The 15,443-nt window shown below is 69.6% G+C and carries 17 protein-coding genes and 1 pseudogene; 12 read left to right on the forward strand and 6 right to left on the reverse strand.

The features are described 5' to 3' along the window. Positions 1 to 32: 32 nt before the first annotated feature. From BIU97_RS15770 to BIU97_RS18400, 5 genes and pseudogenes are all read left to right on the forward strand, one after another. Entirely contained in the window at positions 33 to 1,064 is a 1,032-nt protein-coding gene (locus BIU97_RS15770) for a Gfo/Idh/MocA family protein (RefSeq protein WP_071298126.1), read from the forward strand. A gap of 3 nt (positions 1,065 to 1,067) precedes the next feature. Then, on the forward strand, positions 1,068 to 1,937 hold the full coding sequence (locus tag BIU97_RS15775) for a sugar phosphate isomerase/epimerase family protein (RefSeq protein WP_071298127.1): 870 nt from the start codon (positions 1,068 to 1,070) through the stop codon (positions 1,935 to 1,937). Then, the gene (locus BIU97_RS15780; RefSeq protein ID WP_071298128.1) at positions 1,934 to 3,046 is read left to right on the forward strand and encodes a transaldolase family protein; all 1,113 of its coding nucleotides are present in this window, start codon (positions 1,934 to 1,936) and stop codon (positions 3,044 to 3,046) included. Before BIU97_RS15775 ends, BIU97_RS15780 begins: the two co-directional genes overlap by 4 nt. After that, on the forward strand, positions 3,043 to 4,302 hold the full coding sequence (locus BIU97_RS15785) for a Gfo/Idh/MocA family protein (RefSeq protein WP_302846705.1): 1,260 nt from the start codon (positions 3,043 to 3,045) through the stop codon (positions 4,300 to 4,302). The genes BIU97_RS15780 and BIU97_RS15785 overlap by 4 nt, the downstream gene beginning before the upstream one ends. A gap of 59 nt (positions 4,303 to 4,361) precedes the next feature. Further along, positions 4,362 to 4,493, forward strand: a pseudogene (locus tag BIU97_RS18400) (tautomerase family protein); the annotation flags it as partial. A 3-nt stretch (positions 4,494 to 4,496) separates the two neighbouring features. On the opposite strand, the gene BIU97_RS15790 reads toward BIU97_RS18400, so the two are convergent. From BIU97_RS15790 to BIU97_RS15805, 4 genes are all read right to left on the reverse strand, one after another. After that, entirely contained in the window at positions 4,497 to 5,120 is a 624-nt protein-coding gene (locus tag BIU97_RS15790) for a hypothetical protein (RefSeq protein WP_139196082.1), read from the reverse strand. Between the two features lie 56 nt (positions 5,121 to 5,176). Further along, positions 5,177 to 5,935, reverse strand: a complete 759-nt coding sequence (locus BIU97_RS15795; RefSeq protein WP_071298130.1) for a GntR family transcriptional regulator — start codon at positions 5,933 to 5,935, stop codon at positions 5,177 to 5,179. A 92-nt stretch (positions 5,936 to 6,027) separates the two neighbouring features. Next, a complete protein-coding gene (locus BIU97_RS15800; protein WP_254783018.1) occupies positions 6,028 to 6,663 on the reverse strand; it encodes an exonuclease domain-containing protein in 636 nt (211 codons plus the stop codon). A gap of 56 nt (positions 6,664 to 6,719) precedes the next feature. Further along, positions 6,720 to 7,193, reverse strand: a complete 474-nt coding sequence (locus tag BIU97_RS15805; protein WP_071298132.1) for a hypothetical protein — start codon at positions 7,191 to 7,193, stop codon at positions 6,720 to 6,722. A gap of 89 nt (positions 7,194 to 7,282) precedes the next feature. Here BIU97_RS15805 and BIU97_RS15810 point away from each other — a divergent pair, with 89 nt between their 5' ends. The 5 genes from BIU97_RS15810 (at position 7,283) to BIU97_RS15825 (ending at position 10,741) form a co-directional block, all read left to right on the forward strand. Beyond that, entirely contained in the window at positions 7,283 to 7,840 is a 558-nt protein-coding gene (locus tag BIU97_RS15810) for a hypothetical protein (protein WP_071298133.1), read from the forward strand. A gap of 59 nt (positions 7,841 to 7,899) precedes the next feature. Further along, entirely contained in the window at positions 7,900 to 8,973 is a 1,074-nt protein-coding gene (gene ychF, locus BIU97_RS15815) for a redox-regulated ATPase YchF (RefSeq protein WP_071298134.1), read from the forward strand. A 12-nt stretch (positions 8,974 to 8,985) separates the two neighbouring features. Continuing rightward, positions 8,986 to 9,357 carry a hypothetical protein gene (locus tag BIU97_RS15820; protein ID WP_071298135.1) on the forward strand — a complete coding sequence of 124 codons (372 nt, stop codon included), beginning with the start codon at positions 8,986 to 8,988 and terminating at the stop codon, positions 9,355 to 9,357. Positions 9,358 to 9,515: 158 nt separating this feature from the next. After that, positions 9,516 to 9,662, forward strand: coding sequence for a hypothetical protein (locus tag BIU97_RS18205; RefSeq protein ID WP_175472467.1), 147 nt, complete (start codon positions 9,516 to 9,518; stop codon positions 9,660 to 9,662). A gap of 665 nt (positions 9,663 to 10,327) precedes the next feature. Continuing rightward, a complete protein-coding gene (locus tag BIU97_RS15825; protein WP_071298136.1) occupies positions 10,328 to 10,741 on the forward strand; it encodes a hypothetical protein in 414 nt (137 codons plus the stop codon). 99 nt (positions 10,742 to 10,840) lie between these two features. On the opposite strand, the gene glgX is transcribed toward BIU97_RS15825, so the two are convergent. Continuing rightward, positions 10,841 to 12,859 (reverse strand): glycogen debranching protein GlgX, encoded by a 2,019-nt coding sequence (gene glgX / locus BIU97_RS15830; RefSeq protein ID WP_071298137.1) that lies wholly within the window; start codon positions 12,857 to 12,859, stop codon positions 10,841 to 10,843. Positions 12,860 to 13,011: 152 nt separating this feature from the next. On the opposite strand from glgX, the gene BIU97_RS15835 reads away from it, so the two are divergent. Beyond that, complete coding sequence (locus BIU97_RS15835) at positions 13,012 to 13,476, forward strand: phage tail protein (RefSeq protein WP_071298138.1); 465 nt, start codon at positions 13,012 to 13,014, stop codon at positions 13,474 to 13,476. 92 nt (positions 13,477 to 13,568) lie between these two features. After that, the gene (locus BIU97_RS15840; protein ID WP_071298139.1) at positions 13,569 to 15,011 is read left to right on the forward strand and encodes a PQQ-binding-like beta-propeller repeat protein; all 1,443 of its coding nucleotides are present in this window, start codon (positions 13,569 to 13,571) and stop codon (positions 15,009 to 15,011) included. An 82-nt stretch (positions 15,012 to 15,093) separates the two neighbouring features. Here the strand turns inward: BIU97_RS15840 and BIU97_RS15845 are convergent, their stop codons facing one another. Next, on the reverse strand, positions 15,094 to 15,381 hold the full coding sequence (locus tag BIU97_RS15845; RefSeq protein ID WP_071263482.1) for a hypothetical protein: 288 nt from the start codon (positions 15,379 to 15,381) through the stop codon (positions 15,094 to 15,096). Positions 15,382 to 15,443 lie beyond the last annotated feature (62 nt).

The following is a 15,443-nucleotide window of genomic DNA, read 5'->3' on the forward strand; positions in this document are numbered from 1 at the left end:
CCCCGCAGTCGTCACCCCCAGGAGAACCCAGCATGAGCACCACTGACAACCTCCGCGTCGCCGTCGTCGGAGCGGGCGCGATGGGCAGCGACCACGTGCGTCGCATCACGTCGACGATCGCGGGCGCCGACGTCGTCGCGATCGTCGACCCGGACACCGCGCGCGCCACGGCGGCCGCGGCGCAAGCGCCGGGAGCGATCACCGCGTCGTCGTTCGAGGACGCCCTCGGCGCCACCGCGATCGACGCCGTCATCGTCGCGACGCCGGGCTTCCTGCACGAGCCGGTCCTGGTGCCGGCGCTCGAACGAGGCCTGGCCGTGCTGTGCGAGAAGCCGCTCACGACGTCGGCCGAGGACTCCCTGCGGATCGTCGAGCTCGAGCAGCAGCACGCCGACCGCCCGAGGATCCAGGTCGGCTTCATGCGCCGCTTCGACAAGGGGTACCAGGAGCTCCGCGCGTTGCGGGAGTCCGGCTCGAACGGTGCCCTGCTCGCGCTGCACCACGCCCACCGCAACCCGACCACGCCGCCGAACTTCAGCGAGTCGATGCTCATCCACGACTCGGTGATCCACGAGATCGACATCATCCCGTTCATCACGGGGGAGCCGATCGTCGCGGTCGAGGTGAAGAAGCCCCGGAAGAACTCCCTCGCACCGGCCGACCTGCCCGAGCCGCAGTTCGTCCTGTTCACCACGGAGTCGGGCACGATGGCGATCGTTGAGATCAACGTCAACGCCCAGTTCGGCTACCAGGTCACGACCGACGCGGTCTTCGAGTCGGGTGTCGCCTACATCGGCCGCGAGACCTCGCTCACCCTCGTGTCGCAGGGCGTGTCCGGCCAGGGCGTCACGCCGTCGTTCGTCGAGCGGTTCGGCGCCGCCTACGACGAGGAGGTCCAGCGCTGGGTCGACGCCGCCAGGACCGGGGGCATCGACGGGCCGAGCGCCTGGGACGGCTACACCGCGTCCGTCGTCGCCGAGGTGGCCGTGCGCGCGCAGCAGACCGGTGCGCTGGAGCAGGTCGCCTACGCCACCGCGAAGCCGGCGTTCTACGAGACGGCCTGACCGATGCCGAAGATCGCACTCGACCCGACGCCGTTCCACCACGACCTGTCACTGCTGGAGTTCCCGCAGAAGGTCTCGGACCTCGGCTACGAGCACCTTCAGCTCACCCCGCACCGCGACTTCATCCCCTTCCACCGGCACCCGAAGGCCGACGACGACCTCGTCGACGCCTTCGCGGCCGCGTGCCGGAAGGCCGGGGTCCAGGTCGCGTCGGTCCTGCCGGTCCTCCGGTGGTCGGGGCCCGACCGTGCCGCCCGCGAAGCCGCGGTGACGAAGTGGAAGCGGGTCATCGAGATCACGAAGCGCCTCGGCGTCGACACGATCAACACCGAGTTCTCCGGCCGCCCCGAGCTCCCCGAGGAGTCCGAGGACGCCTTCTACCGCTCGACGGAGGAGCTCCTGCCGATCATCGAGGACTCCGGGCTCCGCGTGCTCATCGACCCGCATCCCGACGACTTCGTCGAGGACGGCCTCGAGGCGCTCCGGGTGATCCGCGGCCTGAACTCGAAGCACGTCGGGTTCGTCTACGTCGCCTGCCACACCTTCCACTACGGCGGCAACATGGATGAGATCATCGACGCCGCGGGTGACTCGCTGCAGTTGGTCCACGTCGCCGACGCCTACGACCACCGACGGTCGCACGGCCTCCGCTACATCACGAACCCGCCGGGCAACCCCGTGCGCGTGCACCAGCACCTGCCCGTGGGGCAGGCGGACGTCGACTTCGACGCCTTCTGGGCCGCGCTCGACCGGGTCGGCTTCACGGCGCGCGAGGACACCGTCGCGGTGTCGAGCGTCTTCGCCGAGGACGAGAACGCCGACGAGGTCTCACGCTTCCAGCTCGACACGATCACGAAGGGACTGAACCGATGACGACTGCCCTCGAGGCCCCGACGCCCACCGGCGCCGACGTCCGAGCCGTCACGCTGCAGGCCGCGTCGCAGACCGTGACCGCGCTGTGGAACGACTCCGCCGATCCGCGCGAGCTGTCCACCGCGATCCACGAGTACGGCGCCGTCGGGGCGACGTGCAACCCGGTGATCGCCTACACGTGCATCCAGCAGGACCCGGAGACGTGGGTGCCGCCCATCCGCGAGATCGCCGCCGAGCACCCGACCGCGGGGGAGTCCTGGATCGGCTGGAAGGCCGTCGAGGAGCTCTCGATCGCCGCCGCCGAGCAGCTGCTGCCCGCCTTCGAGGCGTCGGGTGGCCGCGACGGCCGGCTGAGCATGCAGACCGATCCGCGGTTCCACCGCGACCAGGACGCGCTCGTCGAGCAGGCCGTGCGGTTCTCGCAGCTCGCCCCGAACATCATCGTGAAGATCCCCGCCACGAAGGTCGGCATCGCCGCGATCGAGGAGGCCGCGTACCGCGGTGTCTCGATCAACGCCACCGTGTCGTTCACCGTGCCGCAGGTCGTCACCGTGGGTGAGGCGATCGAGCGGGCGCTCGACCGTCGCGCTGCCGAGGGCCGGCCCGGGCAGGAGTTCGGCCACGTCGTCACGCTGATGGCCGGGCGCTTCGACGACTGGTTGAAGACGGTCGTCGAACGCGACCACGTCATGGTCGACCCCGGCATCCTCGAGTGGGCCGGCGTCGCCGCGGTGAAGCAGGCGTACCGGGTCTTCCAGGAGCGCGGCTTCCGGTCGCGCGTGCTCGTGGCTGCCTTCCGCAACCCGCTGCAGTGGTCGGAGTTCCAGGGCGGTGACCTCGTCGTGTCCCCACCGTTCCAGTGGACGAAGGACATCAACGAGAACGCGTTCCCCTTCCGGCCGGACGCCATCCACGACGAGGTCCCCGCCCACGTCATCGACGCGCTGCGGGCGGCCACGCCGGAGTTCGCCCGGGGCTACGACGTCGACGGCATGACCATCGACGAGTTCGACCGCTTCGGTGCCACGGTGACCACCTTGCGGCAGTTCCTCGACGCCGACGCGAAGCTCGACGCCCTGGTCCGCGACGTCATCGTGCCGGCAGCATGAGCGCAGACGCACCCGCAGCCGCATCCGCAACCGCAGCCGCAGCCGCACCGGCCCCCGCACGCCCTGCCACGATCGGCGTCGGCCTCATCTCGGTCGGCTGGATGGGCCGGTTGCACTCCCGTGCCTACCGCGCCCTGCCCGACCACTTCCCGGAGCTCGGCGTGCAGCCCCGGCTCGTGGTCGCCGCCGACCCGGTCGAGGCGGCGCGCGACCAGGCCGTCACCCGCCTGGGCTACGAGCGCGCCGTCGCCGACCAGCACGAGGTCCTCGCCGACCCCGAGGTCGACGTCGTCTCGATCTGCTCGCCGAACTTCCTGCACCGCGAGATGGCGGTCGCCGCCGCCGAGGCGGGCAAGCCCTTCTGGATCGAGAAGCCGATGGGCCGGTACGCCAGCGACTCCCGGCAGATCCACGAGGCGGTCCAGCGCGCGGGCGTCATCACGAGCGTCGGCTTCAACTACCGGCACGCCCCGGCGATCGAACGGGCACGGGAACTCGTCCGCAGCGGGCGGCTGGGCCGCATCACGAACGTCCGCGGGTCGCTCCTGGCCGACTACTCGTCGGACCCAGCGGCGCCGCTGACCTGGCGCTTCGAGCGGGAGCGTGCCGGCTCGGGCGTCCTCGGTGACCTGCTCTCGCACGGACTCGACCTGGCGCAGTACGTCGTCGGCCGGATCTCGTCCGTGACGGCGCTCGCCGAGACCTTCATCACTGACCGCCCGCTGCCCGGCGCTGGCATCGTCGACCGCAGCGCCGCCGCGACGGGGGAGCGGAAGCCCGTCGAGAACGAGGACTACGCGGCCCTGCTGTTCCGCTTCGAGGACGGCGCCGTCGGCACGATGGACTCCAGTCGGGTGATGCGCGGCCCGCACGCCGAGTACACGCTCGAGGTCTACGGCACGAGGGGCTCGGTGCGGTGGGACTTCCAGCGCCTCAACGAGCTCGAGGTCTTCCTCGACGGGCAAGAGGTCGACGGGTACGCGACGCACTACGTGGCCGCGGGGGACGGTGAGTTCGCCCGCTTCCAGCCGGGCCCCGGCACCGCCATGGGGTACGACGACCTGAAGACCGTCGAGGCCGCGCAGTTCATCGCGAGCGTCCGGCGCGGGGAGCAGCTCGCGCCGTCGGTCGCCGACGGCCTGGCGGCGGCGTCGATCGTGGAAGCGGCAGAGGCCTCGCTCGGAGACGGGGCGTGGCACGACGTCGCGCGGGTCGACGGGCCGCTCACCTACGCGGCGGCGACCCCGGTGCTCTAGGCCCCCGATCTCCCGGGCGTGCGCGGTCCGCCGAGTGCCGACGGCCTCGCAGGCACGGCCTCGCGGGGGTCGGTGTCGCCTCCGAGGACGTCTTCATCGGGTACGTCGAGATCGGGCCGGAAGACTGGTCGTTCGGCTTCGGCCGGGTGCAGCACGTCACCGGCGAAGTCGGCATCCCATCGTTCGCCTGATGGTCAATCAGGCTCTCTTTCGCTGGGCGCGGGCCCAGGTTGACCACTCCGGTCGCCGAATTCTGCGGCTCGCCCCTGATAGAAGTAGGTGTCTTCCACTTCGTGCAGTCGCGAGACGAGATCTTCGACTGAAGCGAGGAACGCAATCTCGCGGTTCGTGTCGCCCTCGATGTCAGGAACGCCTTCGTCAGGCTCTGTGGGGAACTTGTAGTGCACGAACTCGTTCCTTCGCTCGAACACCGCCCGAGCGACCGCGAGCAAGTCGGGTGGAAGCGGAGCCTCTTCGGCCTTGCGCCAGCTGATTTGTAGCTTCTCGACTGGACTCTTGTGTCTGAGAAGCGGACGCGCCGCAACCTCGTCGTCTTCGGCATCGAGTATGAAGCCGTTACACCAGTGCTCAAGAAAGATCGCGTAGAAGACGATCGAGTAATCCCATTCCCCGGAGTCCCGGAATTCACGCGCCTTTCGGAGCACGTCATCGGTGTGGTCGATGACCAAGCCAATGCTTCCGCGGTCCTTCTTGTGCTCGAGGAAGAAGCGGCCAGCTTCCCATTCGGTCTGTTCACGGGTCTTGCCGACCGGATCGATGAAGCCCTTGCGGATCACCGACCTGGTGAGGCTGGCCATGATGGACTTCGTGAGGGCCCGGCCCTCCTCCGATTCGAAGTACTCAGTGCGGTCTTTCATTTGTCGACGAGCGTGACCTCGAACGAGTAGCGGTCCGGGCGGTAGCAGTGCACGCCGTACTCGACCGCCCGGCCCGAGGCGTCGTACGCGGTGCGGCTCATGGTGAGCACCGGGTCGCCGTCCTCGATCTCGAGCAGGTCGGCCTCGTCGTCCGTGACCGCACGGGCGCCGATCCGCTGCTTCGCCACCCGCATCGTGACGCCCCGGCCGCGCAGCAGCTGGTACAGCCCGTGTGCCTGCAGGTCGTCGTCGGTCAGGTCGAGGAACTCCGGCGGCAGGTAGTTCTCGAGGATCGCCATCGGGACGTCCTCGGCGAACCGCACGCGTCGGATGTGCGCGACGGTCGTGCCGGGTTCGATGCTGAGCGCCGCGGCGACGGCGTCGGACGCGGGGACGTCGTTGCGCTCGAGGAGCTTCGTCGCCGGCGCCTGTGCACCCTGCGCCAGGTCGTCGTACAGGCTCGTGAGCTCGACCTTGCGCGTCACCGGGCCGTGCACGACCTGGGTCCCGATGCCGCGGCGGCGGACCAGCAGGCCCTTGTCGACGAGGTCCTGGATCGCGCGTCGGATCGTCGGCCGCGACAGCCCGAGCCGCTCACCGAGGGCGATCTCGTTCTCGAGCCGGGCCCCGGGCGGCATCGCACCGGAGCGGATCGACTCCTCGATGCGCGAGGCGACCTGGAAGTAGAGGGGCATGGGGCCCGACCGGTCCAGGTCCATGAACAGGTCGGCGGGCAGCTGGCCTTCGTTGGGCATCGCGGTCCTCCACACCTGCGGGACACCGGCGTCGGAGCCGACGGCATTGTCGTGACAATACCACCGGGGGTGCGGCGCCCCGGCTGGGGCCGTCAGTCGGAGAAGACCATCGGGCGGTTCGACAGCCGCGGCTGTGTGGTGCCCTTGGGCTTCTCGTCGCGCGCCCGGACCGGCGCGATCGACACCCGGGTCGCGGCGCCGAGCGCCTCGACGGTGTCGGCGCCGTGGTGCCCTGCGGCGTGCACGACGATCGCGGCGCAGGCCTCGGCATCGGCGGCTGCGTCGTGGTGCTGGAAGCCCGCGAACCCGGCGGCCATCGCGGCGCTGGGCAGCCGGTACGAGTCGAGCGTGTAGGTCTTGCGGGCGACCGCGAGCGAGCACAGCGAGTGGTGCTCGGCGAGGTCGGTGCCGGTCGCGGAGCACCCGCCGGCGATGACGCCCATGTCGAAGCGGGCGTTGTGCGCCACGAGCACGTCGCCCTCGGCGAACGCCACGATGTCCGGGTACTGCTGCTCCCACGACTTCGCGCCGACGACGTCGGACGCGACGATGCCGTGGATCCGGGTGTTCCACTCGAGGAACGCGTCGTGGCCGAGCGGCGGCCGGATGAACCACGACGCCCGGTCGACGACCCGGCCCGCACGGACCTTGACGAGTCCGACCGAGCACGCGCTGGCGGGCGAGCTGTTCGCGGTCTCGAAGTCGATCGCAGTGAAGTTCAACGGCACGCTCTCGATCGTCGCACGCGGTGCCGACATCGCCGGAACGCGCGCCCGGCGTTGCGTCAGCGGCGTCGTGAACGACGCGAGCCCCGACGACGTCGTGCGGTGAGCGCCCACGTCGACCGCCGGCGGGCGTGTTCGCGCACCGAGTGGGGGAGCAGGACCCGGCCGACGACCTCGAAGACGATCGCCGCGGCATCGAGGCGCCAGCGCTGCGGCACCGACGCGACGTGTGCCGCGAACGCGGTCGCGAACGCCGCCGCGGAGTCCGCCGTCGTGGTGGGGAACGCCATGCTGCGCGGCGGGGCCACCATGCGGAACCGGTCCTCCTCGTCGTGGTCGATCCCGTCGTCCTCGGGGTCGAGGTCGACGAGCAGGGCGACCTCCACGTCGCGGAGAGCCTCGTGCAGGTCGTCGAGTTCACCCTGCGACAGTTGCTCGAGCGCTGCGACCGTCTGCCGGGTGATGTACCGCTGCTGCTCGCGGCGGGACAGCCCGAGCGTGTGCACCCCGAGTCGATCGCGTTCGAACCACATCGTCGTCCTCCACTCCCGTCACCCGGTGGGGCGACGACCCCCACGGTGCCACTGCCGGAAGGGACACGTGCCGCCCTACTCTGGACGCCATGGGGAACGAGGACGACCGACGACCGCTCGTGCTGCTGCTCGCCGGGTCCGGCTACGGCCAGCAGGCGCCGCTGCTCTGGTGGTCGCGCTTCGTCGCCGAGGCCGCCGGCTGCGAGGTCGTCGCCCCCTCCTGGGTCGTCGACGACGCAGCGGGAGCCGACCCGGTCGGGTTCGTCGAACGCACCGTCGACGCCGCCCTCGGCGGCCGGCTGCCCGACCTCGTCGTCGCGAAGTCCTTCGGCTGCTGCGCACTGCCGTGGGCCGTCCAGAACCGTGTGCCCGGCGTCTGGCTGACACCCGTCCTCTCCCTCGACGCCGTCGCGACGGCGCTCGCCGCCGCACCCGACGTGCACGACGCGATCGGGGGTTCCGACGATCCCCTCTGGCAGCCGCAGCGCGTCCCGGGGACGGCTGCGCGCCTCCAGACCGTCGACCGAGCCGACCACGCGCTCCAGGTGACGGGCGACTGGCGACGGTCCCAGCGCCTGCAGGCGGACGTCTTCGCCCTGGTGGAACGCCGCGTGGCCGGCCTCGGCGGGCCGCGTCCCGTCTCCTGACGGTCGGACGGGAGGCCCGGGTCGGCCCCGACGGGCGGCCGCCGGTAGGCTGTGCTCCCGTGGCTCTCACCATCGGAATCGTCGGTCTCCCGAACGTCGGCAAGTCGACCCTGTTCAACGCCCTGACCAAGAACCAGGTGCTCGCGGCGAACTACCCGTTCGCGACCATCGAGCCGAACGTCGGCGTGGTGAACCTGCCCGACCCGCGGCTCGACCAGCTCGCCGAGCTGTTCCACTCCGAGAAGACCGTGCCCGCGCCGGTGTCGTTCGTCGACATCGCCGGCATCGTCAAGGGCGCCAGCGAGGGCGAGGGGCTCGGCAACAAGTTCCTCGCGAACATCCGCGAAGCCGACGCCATCGCGCAGGTCGTCCGCGGCTTTACCGACGACGACGTCGTGCACGTGGCGAACAAGGTCTCGCCGAAGGACGACCTCGAGGTCATCAACACCGAGCTGATCCTCGCCGACATGGAGACCATCGACAAGGCGCTCCCGCGCTACGAGAAGACGGTCAAGCTGAAGCAGGCCGAGCCGATCGTGCTCGAGACCGCCCGCGAGGCCCGCGCCGCGCTCGAGCAGGGCACCCTGCTGTCCGCGACCTCGATCGACCTCGCGCCGATCGCCGAGCTCGGACTGCTCTCCGCCAAGCCCTTCATCTTCGTCTTCAACGTCGACGAGGCGATCCTGACCGACGACACCCGCAAGGCCGAGCTCGCCGCACTCGTCGCCCCCGCCCAGGCGGTCTTCCTCGACGCCCAGGTCGAGTCGGAGCTCATCGACCTCGACCCGGCGGACGCCGCCGAACTGCTCGAGTCGACCGGCCAGACCGAGTCCGGCCTCGACCAGCTCGCCCGCATCGGCTTCGACACCCTCGGCCTGCAGACCTACCTGACGGCCGGTCCGAAGGAAGCCCGCGCGTGGACGATCGGCAAGGGCTGGAAGGCTCCCCAGGCCGCCGGCGTCATCCACACGGACTTCGAGAAGGGCTTCATCAAGGCCGAGGTCATCTCGTTCGACGACCTGGTCGAGACCGGCTCCATCGCCGAGGCCCGCGCCGCCGGCAAGGCCCGGATCGAGGGCAAGGACTACGTCATGCAGGACGGCGACGTGGTGGAGTTCCGCTTCAACAACTGAGACGGGGGCCGCATGAGCCAGCAGTTCGCCTTCTGGCGCACGAGTGAGCGGCTCGACTCCGCTCGGGTGTACGAGCGACTCGTGAACGGCGAGGTCGTCCCCGAGGTCGAGGCACTCGAGCCCGCTGCGATCGAGGCTGCGCTCATCGCGGCGTTCCCGGACTGGGAGGCCGGGCCCACCCTGGCCGACGGCTCCGGCCAGACGATGCTCGCCGCTCCGGGGGACGGCGGCGCGATCGACGTCGGCTACGGCTCGCAGATGGTGACCGCGACCTGCTACGGCCTGGAGCCGGAGCAGTGGAACGTCGTCATCTCGGCGGTGGTCGACCTGGGACTGCCGCTCTACGACCCGCAGATCGGTCACCGGTTCGACGGCCACGAGTGAGGCGCTCGCGTCGGAGCGCGGACCCCGGAACCCCCATCGGTGGGGGAGAACGGCTGCTTCCGCAGGTCCTCACGGTTCTGGTGCACGATCCCCGTGGTCGATGAACCAGGACCGTCAGCGCGTGCGAGCCGTCCGTGCCGGCCGGTAGCCTGCGACGCATGGGGGCCGATCAGCAGCAGGGGTATCCGTTCACGCCGCGGTCCGCGACCGCACTGACCGTCGGGGACCTGATCCCGGTGCAGGGCGACACGGTCGGCTGGGCGTGCCTGCAGGTGCTCGAACTCGCTCCGCGTGCGCGGTCGTAATCGGTTGCGGCGAAGGCTTGTCGAGGGTCAGGGAACTTTTTCAAGCGACCAATGCATAACTTTTATGGCATACTGACCACATGGCAGAGTTGCATTTTCGGAAAGGCGTTCACGGCAAGGCTGACGTGAGGCGCGAGGTGCGGGGAGTTCGCGTTATGTCCGATTCGTGGAGGATTGAGGGGGTCGAACTCATATCCATTGTTGTTGACTACTTAGATGGCACATCTGAACAGTTTCCGGATATCCAGAACAATTACGCTCTGGAGTAGCTATGGGTGACTGACGGGAAATAACTTCCGTGCCAGCAGACTTGATAGCTGAGCCCCGTACGGCTTGTTGGCGTCTGGGCTTGTTGAAGAATCGCGGGTCCTGAGTCGAGCTATTGCGGAGTGTGTCCAGTCGGATGCCGATGGTAAGGCTGTCTTCTTTACTCGTAGTTCGAATTTGCACACATGTGAGCGTTTGTGTGAATGCGGTATCAATCGGAGCATGCTCACCGCAACGAGGAAGAGCGGTGCGGTAGTCTCCCATCAGTTACCGCAGATGGCGACCGTAAACTGTCCCGACCTGGCGCAGGAGCAGTGATCGTTTCGGTGGAAGCCGACCTCGGCTCCCCACAATCGCAGAAAGTGGTCCCGTCCGTGCCGGCCGGTAGCCTGCGACGCATGGGGCCCGATCAGCAGCAGGGGTATCCGTTCACGCCGCGGTCCGCGACCGCACTGACCGTCGGGGACCTGATCCCGGTGCAGGGCGACACGGCCGGCTGGGCGTGCCTGCAGGTGCTCGAACTCGCTCCGCGTGCGCGGTCGTACTTCATCGTCGGTCTGCTCGACTGGCGCGGATCGCTGCCGCCCGGCCCTGCGGACGTCCGAGCAGCGGCTCCCCTCCGACGAGCGATGACGCGCATCGAGGTCTTCACCGAGGGCGGTCTCGAGGTCGTCGGGAACAGCGCGCCGGCAGACGAGGGCCAGGAACGGTTCTTCGGTCCTGGCTACATCGGGAAGCGCACGCAGACCTGGGGATGGATTGCAGCCGTCACGCGGGGGAAGCGGCAGGCCGACGGGCTCGAGGCCCTGTAGGACGCTGCGGGTATCGCCCGGGTCACGCATCCTGGGCGGTGCGGGAGCCGTGGAGGGTCGGCCGCTCCCTCCGGCGAACCGGAGGGAGCGCCCCGTGCATCAGACCAGCGCCGTGAAGGACGCGTCGCGGACGAGCAGCGTCGCCGCGCTCCCCGAGACCTCCTGGTCGGGGTCGCTCGACAGGCCGAGCGACCAGCTGCCGCCGCCCGGACGCTCCGGCAGGGTGAACTCGACGGTCGTCTCGGAGGCGTTCAGCAGCACCGCGACGGTGTCGTCACCCTGCGTGAGCAGGAGGATCACCGCGCGGTTGCCGACGTCCGCCCAGTCGCCGTCCTCAAACCCCTGCGCGTCCGCGCGGAGCACCTGCACGGTCGACTCGGAGTCACCGGGAGCAGTGCGGTACCACTCGGGCCGGAGTGCCGGGTGCTGCTTCCGGAACGCGATCGCCGCGGTCGTGAACGCGAGCAGGTCCTGGTCCGCCGCGGCCCAGTCGAACCACGAGATCTCGTCGTCCTGGCAGTAGGCGTTGTTGTTGCCACCCTGGGAGCGCGCGATCTCGTCGCCGCCCAGGATCATCGGGACACCGGCCGAGAGCAGGAGCGTGCCGAGGAAGTTGCGCCGCTGGCGGTCGCGGTAGTCGTTCACCGCGCCGTCGTCGGTCGGGCCCTCGATGCCGCCGTTGAACGAGGTGTTGTTGCTCTCGCCGTCGTTGTTGTCCTCGCCGTTCGCCTCGTTGTGCTTCTCGGCGTACATGGTGAGGTCGGCGAGGGTGAAGCCGTCGTGTGCGGTGACGAAGTCGACCGAGCAGAGGGGCGAGCGCCGCGACCCCTCGTAGACGTCCGGGCTGCCGAGGACGCGCTGCACGGCGTCGCCGAGCGTGCCCTCGTCGCCGCGCCAGAACGCGCGGAGGTCGTCGCGGTACTTGCCGTTCCACTCCGACCAGTCGGCCGGGAAGCCGCCGACCTGGTAGCCCGCGGTGTCCCAGGGCTCGGCGATCATCTTGACCTCACGGAGCACCGGGTCCTGGTGGATGATGTCGAGGAACGCGGAGTGCTTCTCGGCCTCGCCGTCCTGGCGGGTCAGGGTCGTCGCGAGGTCGAAGCGGAAGCCGTCGACGTGCATCTCCTCGACCCAGTAGCGGAGCGAGTCGGTGATGAGGCCGAGCGCGGACGGGTGCGACACGTTGAGGCTGTTGCCGGTACCGGTGGTGTCGAAGTAGTTCGCCTCGTCGCCCTCGACCAGGCGGTAGTACGAGGCGTTGTCGATGCCCTTGAAGGACAGCGTCGGGCCCATGTGGTTGCCCTCGGCCGTGTGGTTGTAGACGACGTCCATGATGACCTCGAGCCCGGCGGCGTGCAGGGCCTTGACCATCTCCTTGAACTCGGCCACCTGCTGCCCGGCGCTGCCCGAGGCCGAGTACTCGTCGTGCGGCGCGAAGAACCCGATCGAGTTGTAGCCCCAGTAGTTGCGCAGGCCCTTGTCGGCGAGCGTCGAGTCCTGGACGAACTGGTGCGTCGGCAGGAGCTCGACGGCGGTGACCCCGAGGTCGGTGAGGTGCTTGATCGCTGCCGGGTGCGCGAGTCCGGCGTAGGTGCCGCGGATCTCCTCGGGCACGTCCGGGTGCTGCTTCGTGAAGCCCTTGACGTGGACCTCGTAGAACACGGTGTCCGTCAGCAGCGTGGCGGGGCGGACGTCGTCGGCCCAGTCGAAGGAGCGGTCCGCGACCACGGACTTCGGCATCGCGCTCGCCGAGTCGGTCTCGTCGATCTGCTCGGGGTCGTCCATGTCGTGGCCGAACAGGGCCTGGCCCCACTCGTAGGTCCCGTCGACGGCGGTCGCGTACGGGTCGAGCAGCAGCTTGGCTGCGTTGTGGCGGAGGCCGTTGGCCGGGTCCCAGGCGCCGTGGACGCGGAAGCCGTAGCGGGTGCCCACGGCGACGTCGGGGACGACGTCGTGGAAGGTGTAGCCGGTGCGGTTGCGGAGCTCGGTGCGGTGCTCGGTGCCGTCGTCGTCGAAGGTGCAGAACTCGACGCGTTCGGCCGTGCTCGAGAACAGGGCGACGTTGGCGCCACCGTCCACGAGCGTGACGCCGAGCGGAGTGCGGGAAGAGAGGGGCATGACGTCCTTCTACCGGTCGGCGACTGTGCCCTCGGCCGGAGGACGTACCCCGACCCGTCGCGATCGATCGTGGCGGGCGGGCAGCGTGGGCTAGATTCGCCTCGTCACGCTTCCCGAGGAAGCCGCCCGAGGAAGCTGCCCGAGGAGGTCCCATGTCGTACGTCGTCGACTTCGTGAACGTCTCCACGGTGGGGCTCGAGCGCTCCCCGGTCGCCGATGCCCTGGCGGGCCTGCGGGCGAACGAGGCGCGGTACTTCTCGAACAAGTACGCGCACGTGTTCACCACGGACCCGGCCGCCGAGGTGCCGGACCTGGTCGAGTACGTGCGCCGGGTCCTCGCCGAGGAGCGGGGGATCGTCATCGCCTCGCCACCGCTCGAGGCGACCGAGGCGCTGGTGGACGGCCTCCGCTGGACGTACGTCTTCCACGAGTCCGGCCTCGTGGTCAACGTGCTCTACGCCCTCGAACCGGGCGGCAAGCGGGCGGTGGGCTTCAAGCTGTCCGACGGCATGGAGGTGCCGGACGAGCTGGCGGACACGTTCAAGTTCGCGCGGCAGAAGTCGAAGCTTGCCGGCACCATCCGTGGTTCGTACTTCGTGGTGAAGGGCGAGTACTGACGGGCCGACACACGGCGTCGACGGGGCTCCTGCAATGCGGCACACCCGAACGAGGGTCACGAGGAATCGTCATGCTTCGGTAGGTTGACCGCGTGCCACTGCTGTCCTCGCGCCTGTTCCTCCCGCTCGCCGGGCTCCTGTTGTCATCGATCGCCCTCGCGGGGTGCTCGGCGACCGCAGAGCCGAAGAAGGTCGACCTGGCGGCTCCGTTCTCGGCCGACGCTGCAGTGACCCCTGAGTGGTCCCTCGACATCACCCCGGTCAGCAGCCCGGCGTTCGTGGCAGGGACCGCCCTCGTGTACGACGGCACCGACGAGCTGCGCATGGTCGCAGTCGACACGGCGACCGGGGAAGAGCGCTGGTCGAGGCGGTCGAGCACCGGCGCCGTCGTGCCGAAGTGGACCGGCTTCTCGGTCGTCACGACCGAGGGCGCCGGAGGCAAGGACCTGGTCGCCTACCTGACTCCGGCGGAGCTCGACGCCTCGATCGACTACTACCAGCACACGCTCGTCGTCGCCGACGTGCAGACCGGCGAAGTGATCTGGCACGCCCCGAAGGACTGGGTCGCCGGTGTGTGGAACTGCGGACTGAACCGCGACGTCTGCTACTCGACGTGGGACCTCGCGTCCGAGTCGTGGGTCTCCAAGGAGCTCAACGTCGACACAGGGCAGGTCGGGCCCGTGACCACCGAGATGGACGGGCGGCCCACCGACGTCATCGACGAGGGCGTCTACAGCTACACCGACGCATCGGGAACGGCGTGGTTCGGGCGTCGTGTGGACGGGCAGGACCTCTGGAAGGTCGAGGCGGAAGGACTCGTCGGGAAGGACATCGACTCTGCCGGGCGGCTCCGCGCCGTCGACACCGTCCCCGACAGCGACGACCTCTTGCTGAACATGACCGAGGCAAAGACGGCGGACGGCAAGACGATGTCCGTCGACGACTTCACGCTCGTGTCCATCGACGGGAAGACAGGTTCCCGCAACTGGTCGACGACGGGGGCGCTCTGCACGGGGGCTGACCTGATGGTCTGCCGCGGAGCGGTGTCGTTCAGCGCCGCGGACGACGACGCCGGCTTCGACCTGGGCAAGGGTGCGCTCGTCGTTGCCGGGATCGACGCCTCGTCCGGGAAGGACCGGTGGTCGAAGGACCTCGCAGGCGTCACGTCGCTCGCCAACGCCCGTGGCCAAGCGGGTCGTGGCAACCTCGAAGACGCGTGGGTCTACCAGGACGCGAAGGGCGCGGCGATCCTCTCGACCGACGGGCAGAGCGGACGGGTGCCCGCGGACGACCTCACCGCGTGCAAGAGTCCGACCCGCTGGAACGGGCCCGAGTCGTCGAACCCCCAGAACCCCGTGACCGAGTTCCAGCTCGGGATCGTCTGGAGCCCGTGTGACGCAGCGGGACGGGCGTCGGGGGAGTCGTGGACCGACGGTTCCGTGCGGGCGGCGTCCGACATGCCCGACGACTGGAAGACGGGGCAGAAGGTCGTGCAGACGAAGGAAGCGCTGCTGGGCTTCCAGATCGAGGGCTGACGGCCCGGACACGACGGAGCGCCGCCGGGCGGACCCGGCGGCGCTCCGCGGTGGTGCTGGTGCTGGTGCTGGTCCCTGGGGCCTAGGCCGCCAGCGCCATCTCGCCGGCGTGCACGGACTGTGCCTGCAGCAGGGTGCGGCTGGCCTCGCCCTGCCAGGAGCGGCCCGGCACGGTCCAGCCGGCTTCGCCGACGGCGTCGAGGCGTGAGCCCCGGGTGATGAAGACCGACAGGTCGTCGGCGTCGATGCGGACGAGGTACTCGCGCTGCGAGCGGTCGTCGCGCACCGGGAACTCGGCGATGCGGTCGGGGGTGATGGTCGGGGCCGCGAGGGCGGTCCCGGAGACGGTGATTCGTTCGTTGCTGGTCATGGTGTTGCGGTACTTCCTGGTCGTTCGGCGCCAGGGCGACTCGGTGTCGGCGGACGGCTGAG

Origin of the sequence: Curtobacterium sp. MCBA15_009 (genome assembly GCF_001864895.1) — a bacterium.
Lineage (GTDB): Bacteria > Actinomycetota > Actinomycetes > Actinomycetales > Microbacteriaceae > Curtobacterium.

Coding starts and splice junctions, on each gene's coding strand:
- BIU97_RS15770 (WP_071298126.1), top strand. CDS start 33: ATGAGCACCACTGACAACCTCCGCGTCGCCGTCGTCGGAGCGGGCGCG.
- BIU97_RS15775 (WP_071298127.1), top strand. CDS start 1,068: ATGCCGAAGATCGCACTCGACCCGACGCCGTTCCACCACGACCTGTCA.
- BIU97_RS15780 (WP_071298128.1), top strand. CDS start 1,934: ATGACGACTGCCCTCGAGGCCCCGACGCCCACCGGCGCCGACGTCCGA.
- BIU97_RS15785 (WP_302846705.1), top strand. CDS start 3,043: ATGAGCGCAGACGCACCCGCAGCCGCATCCGCAACCGCAGCCGCAGCC.
- BIU97_RS15790 (WP_139196082.1), bottom strand. CDS start 5,120: ATGGCCAGCCTCACCAGGTCGGTGATCCGCAAGGGCTTCATCGATCCG.
- BIU97_RS15795 (WP_071298130.1), bottom strand. CDS start 5,935: ATGCCCAACGAAGGCCAGCTGCCCGCCGACCTGTTCATGGACCTGGAC.
- BIU97_RS15805 (WP_071298132.1), bottom strand. CDS start 7,193: ATGTGGTTCGAACGCGATCGACTCGGGGTGCACACGCTCGGGCTGTCC.
- BIU97_RS15810 (WP_071298133.1), top strand. CDS start 7,283: ATGGGGAACGAGGACGACCGACGACCGCTCGTGCTGCTGCTCGCCGGG.
- BIU97_RS15820 (WP_071298135.1), top strand. CDS start 8,986: ATGAGCCAGCAGTTCGCCTTCTGGCGCACGAGTGAGCGGCTCGACTCC.
- BIU97_RS18205 (WP_175472467.1), top strand. CDS start 9,516: ATGGGGGCCGATCAGCAGCAGGGGTATCCGTTCACGCCGCGGTCCGCG.
- BIU97_RS15825 (WP_071298136.1), top strand. CDS start 10,328: ATGGGGCCCGATCAGCAGCAGGGGTATCCGTTCACGCCGCGGTCCGCG.
- glgX (WP_071298137.1), bottom strand. CDS start 12,859: ATGCCCCTCTCTTCCCGCACTCCGCTCGGCGTCACGCTCGTGGACGGT.
- BIU97_RS15835 (WP_071298138.1), top strand. CDS start 13,012: ATGTCGTACGTCGTCGACTTCGTGAACGTCTCCACGGTGGGGCTCGAG.
- BIU97_RS15845 (WP_071263482.1), bottom strand. CDS start 15,381: ATGACCAGCAACGAACGAATCACCGTCTCCGGGACCGCCCTCGCGGCC.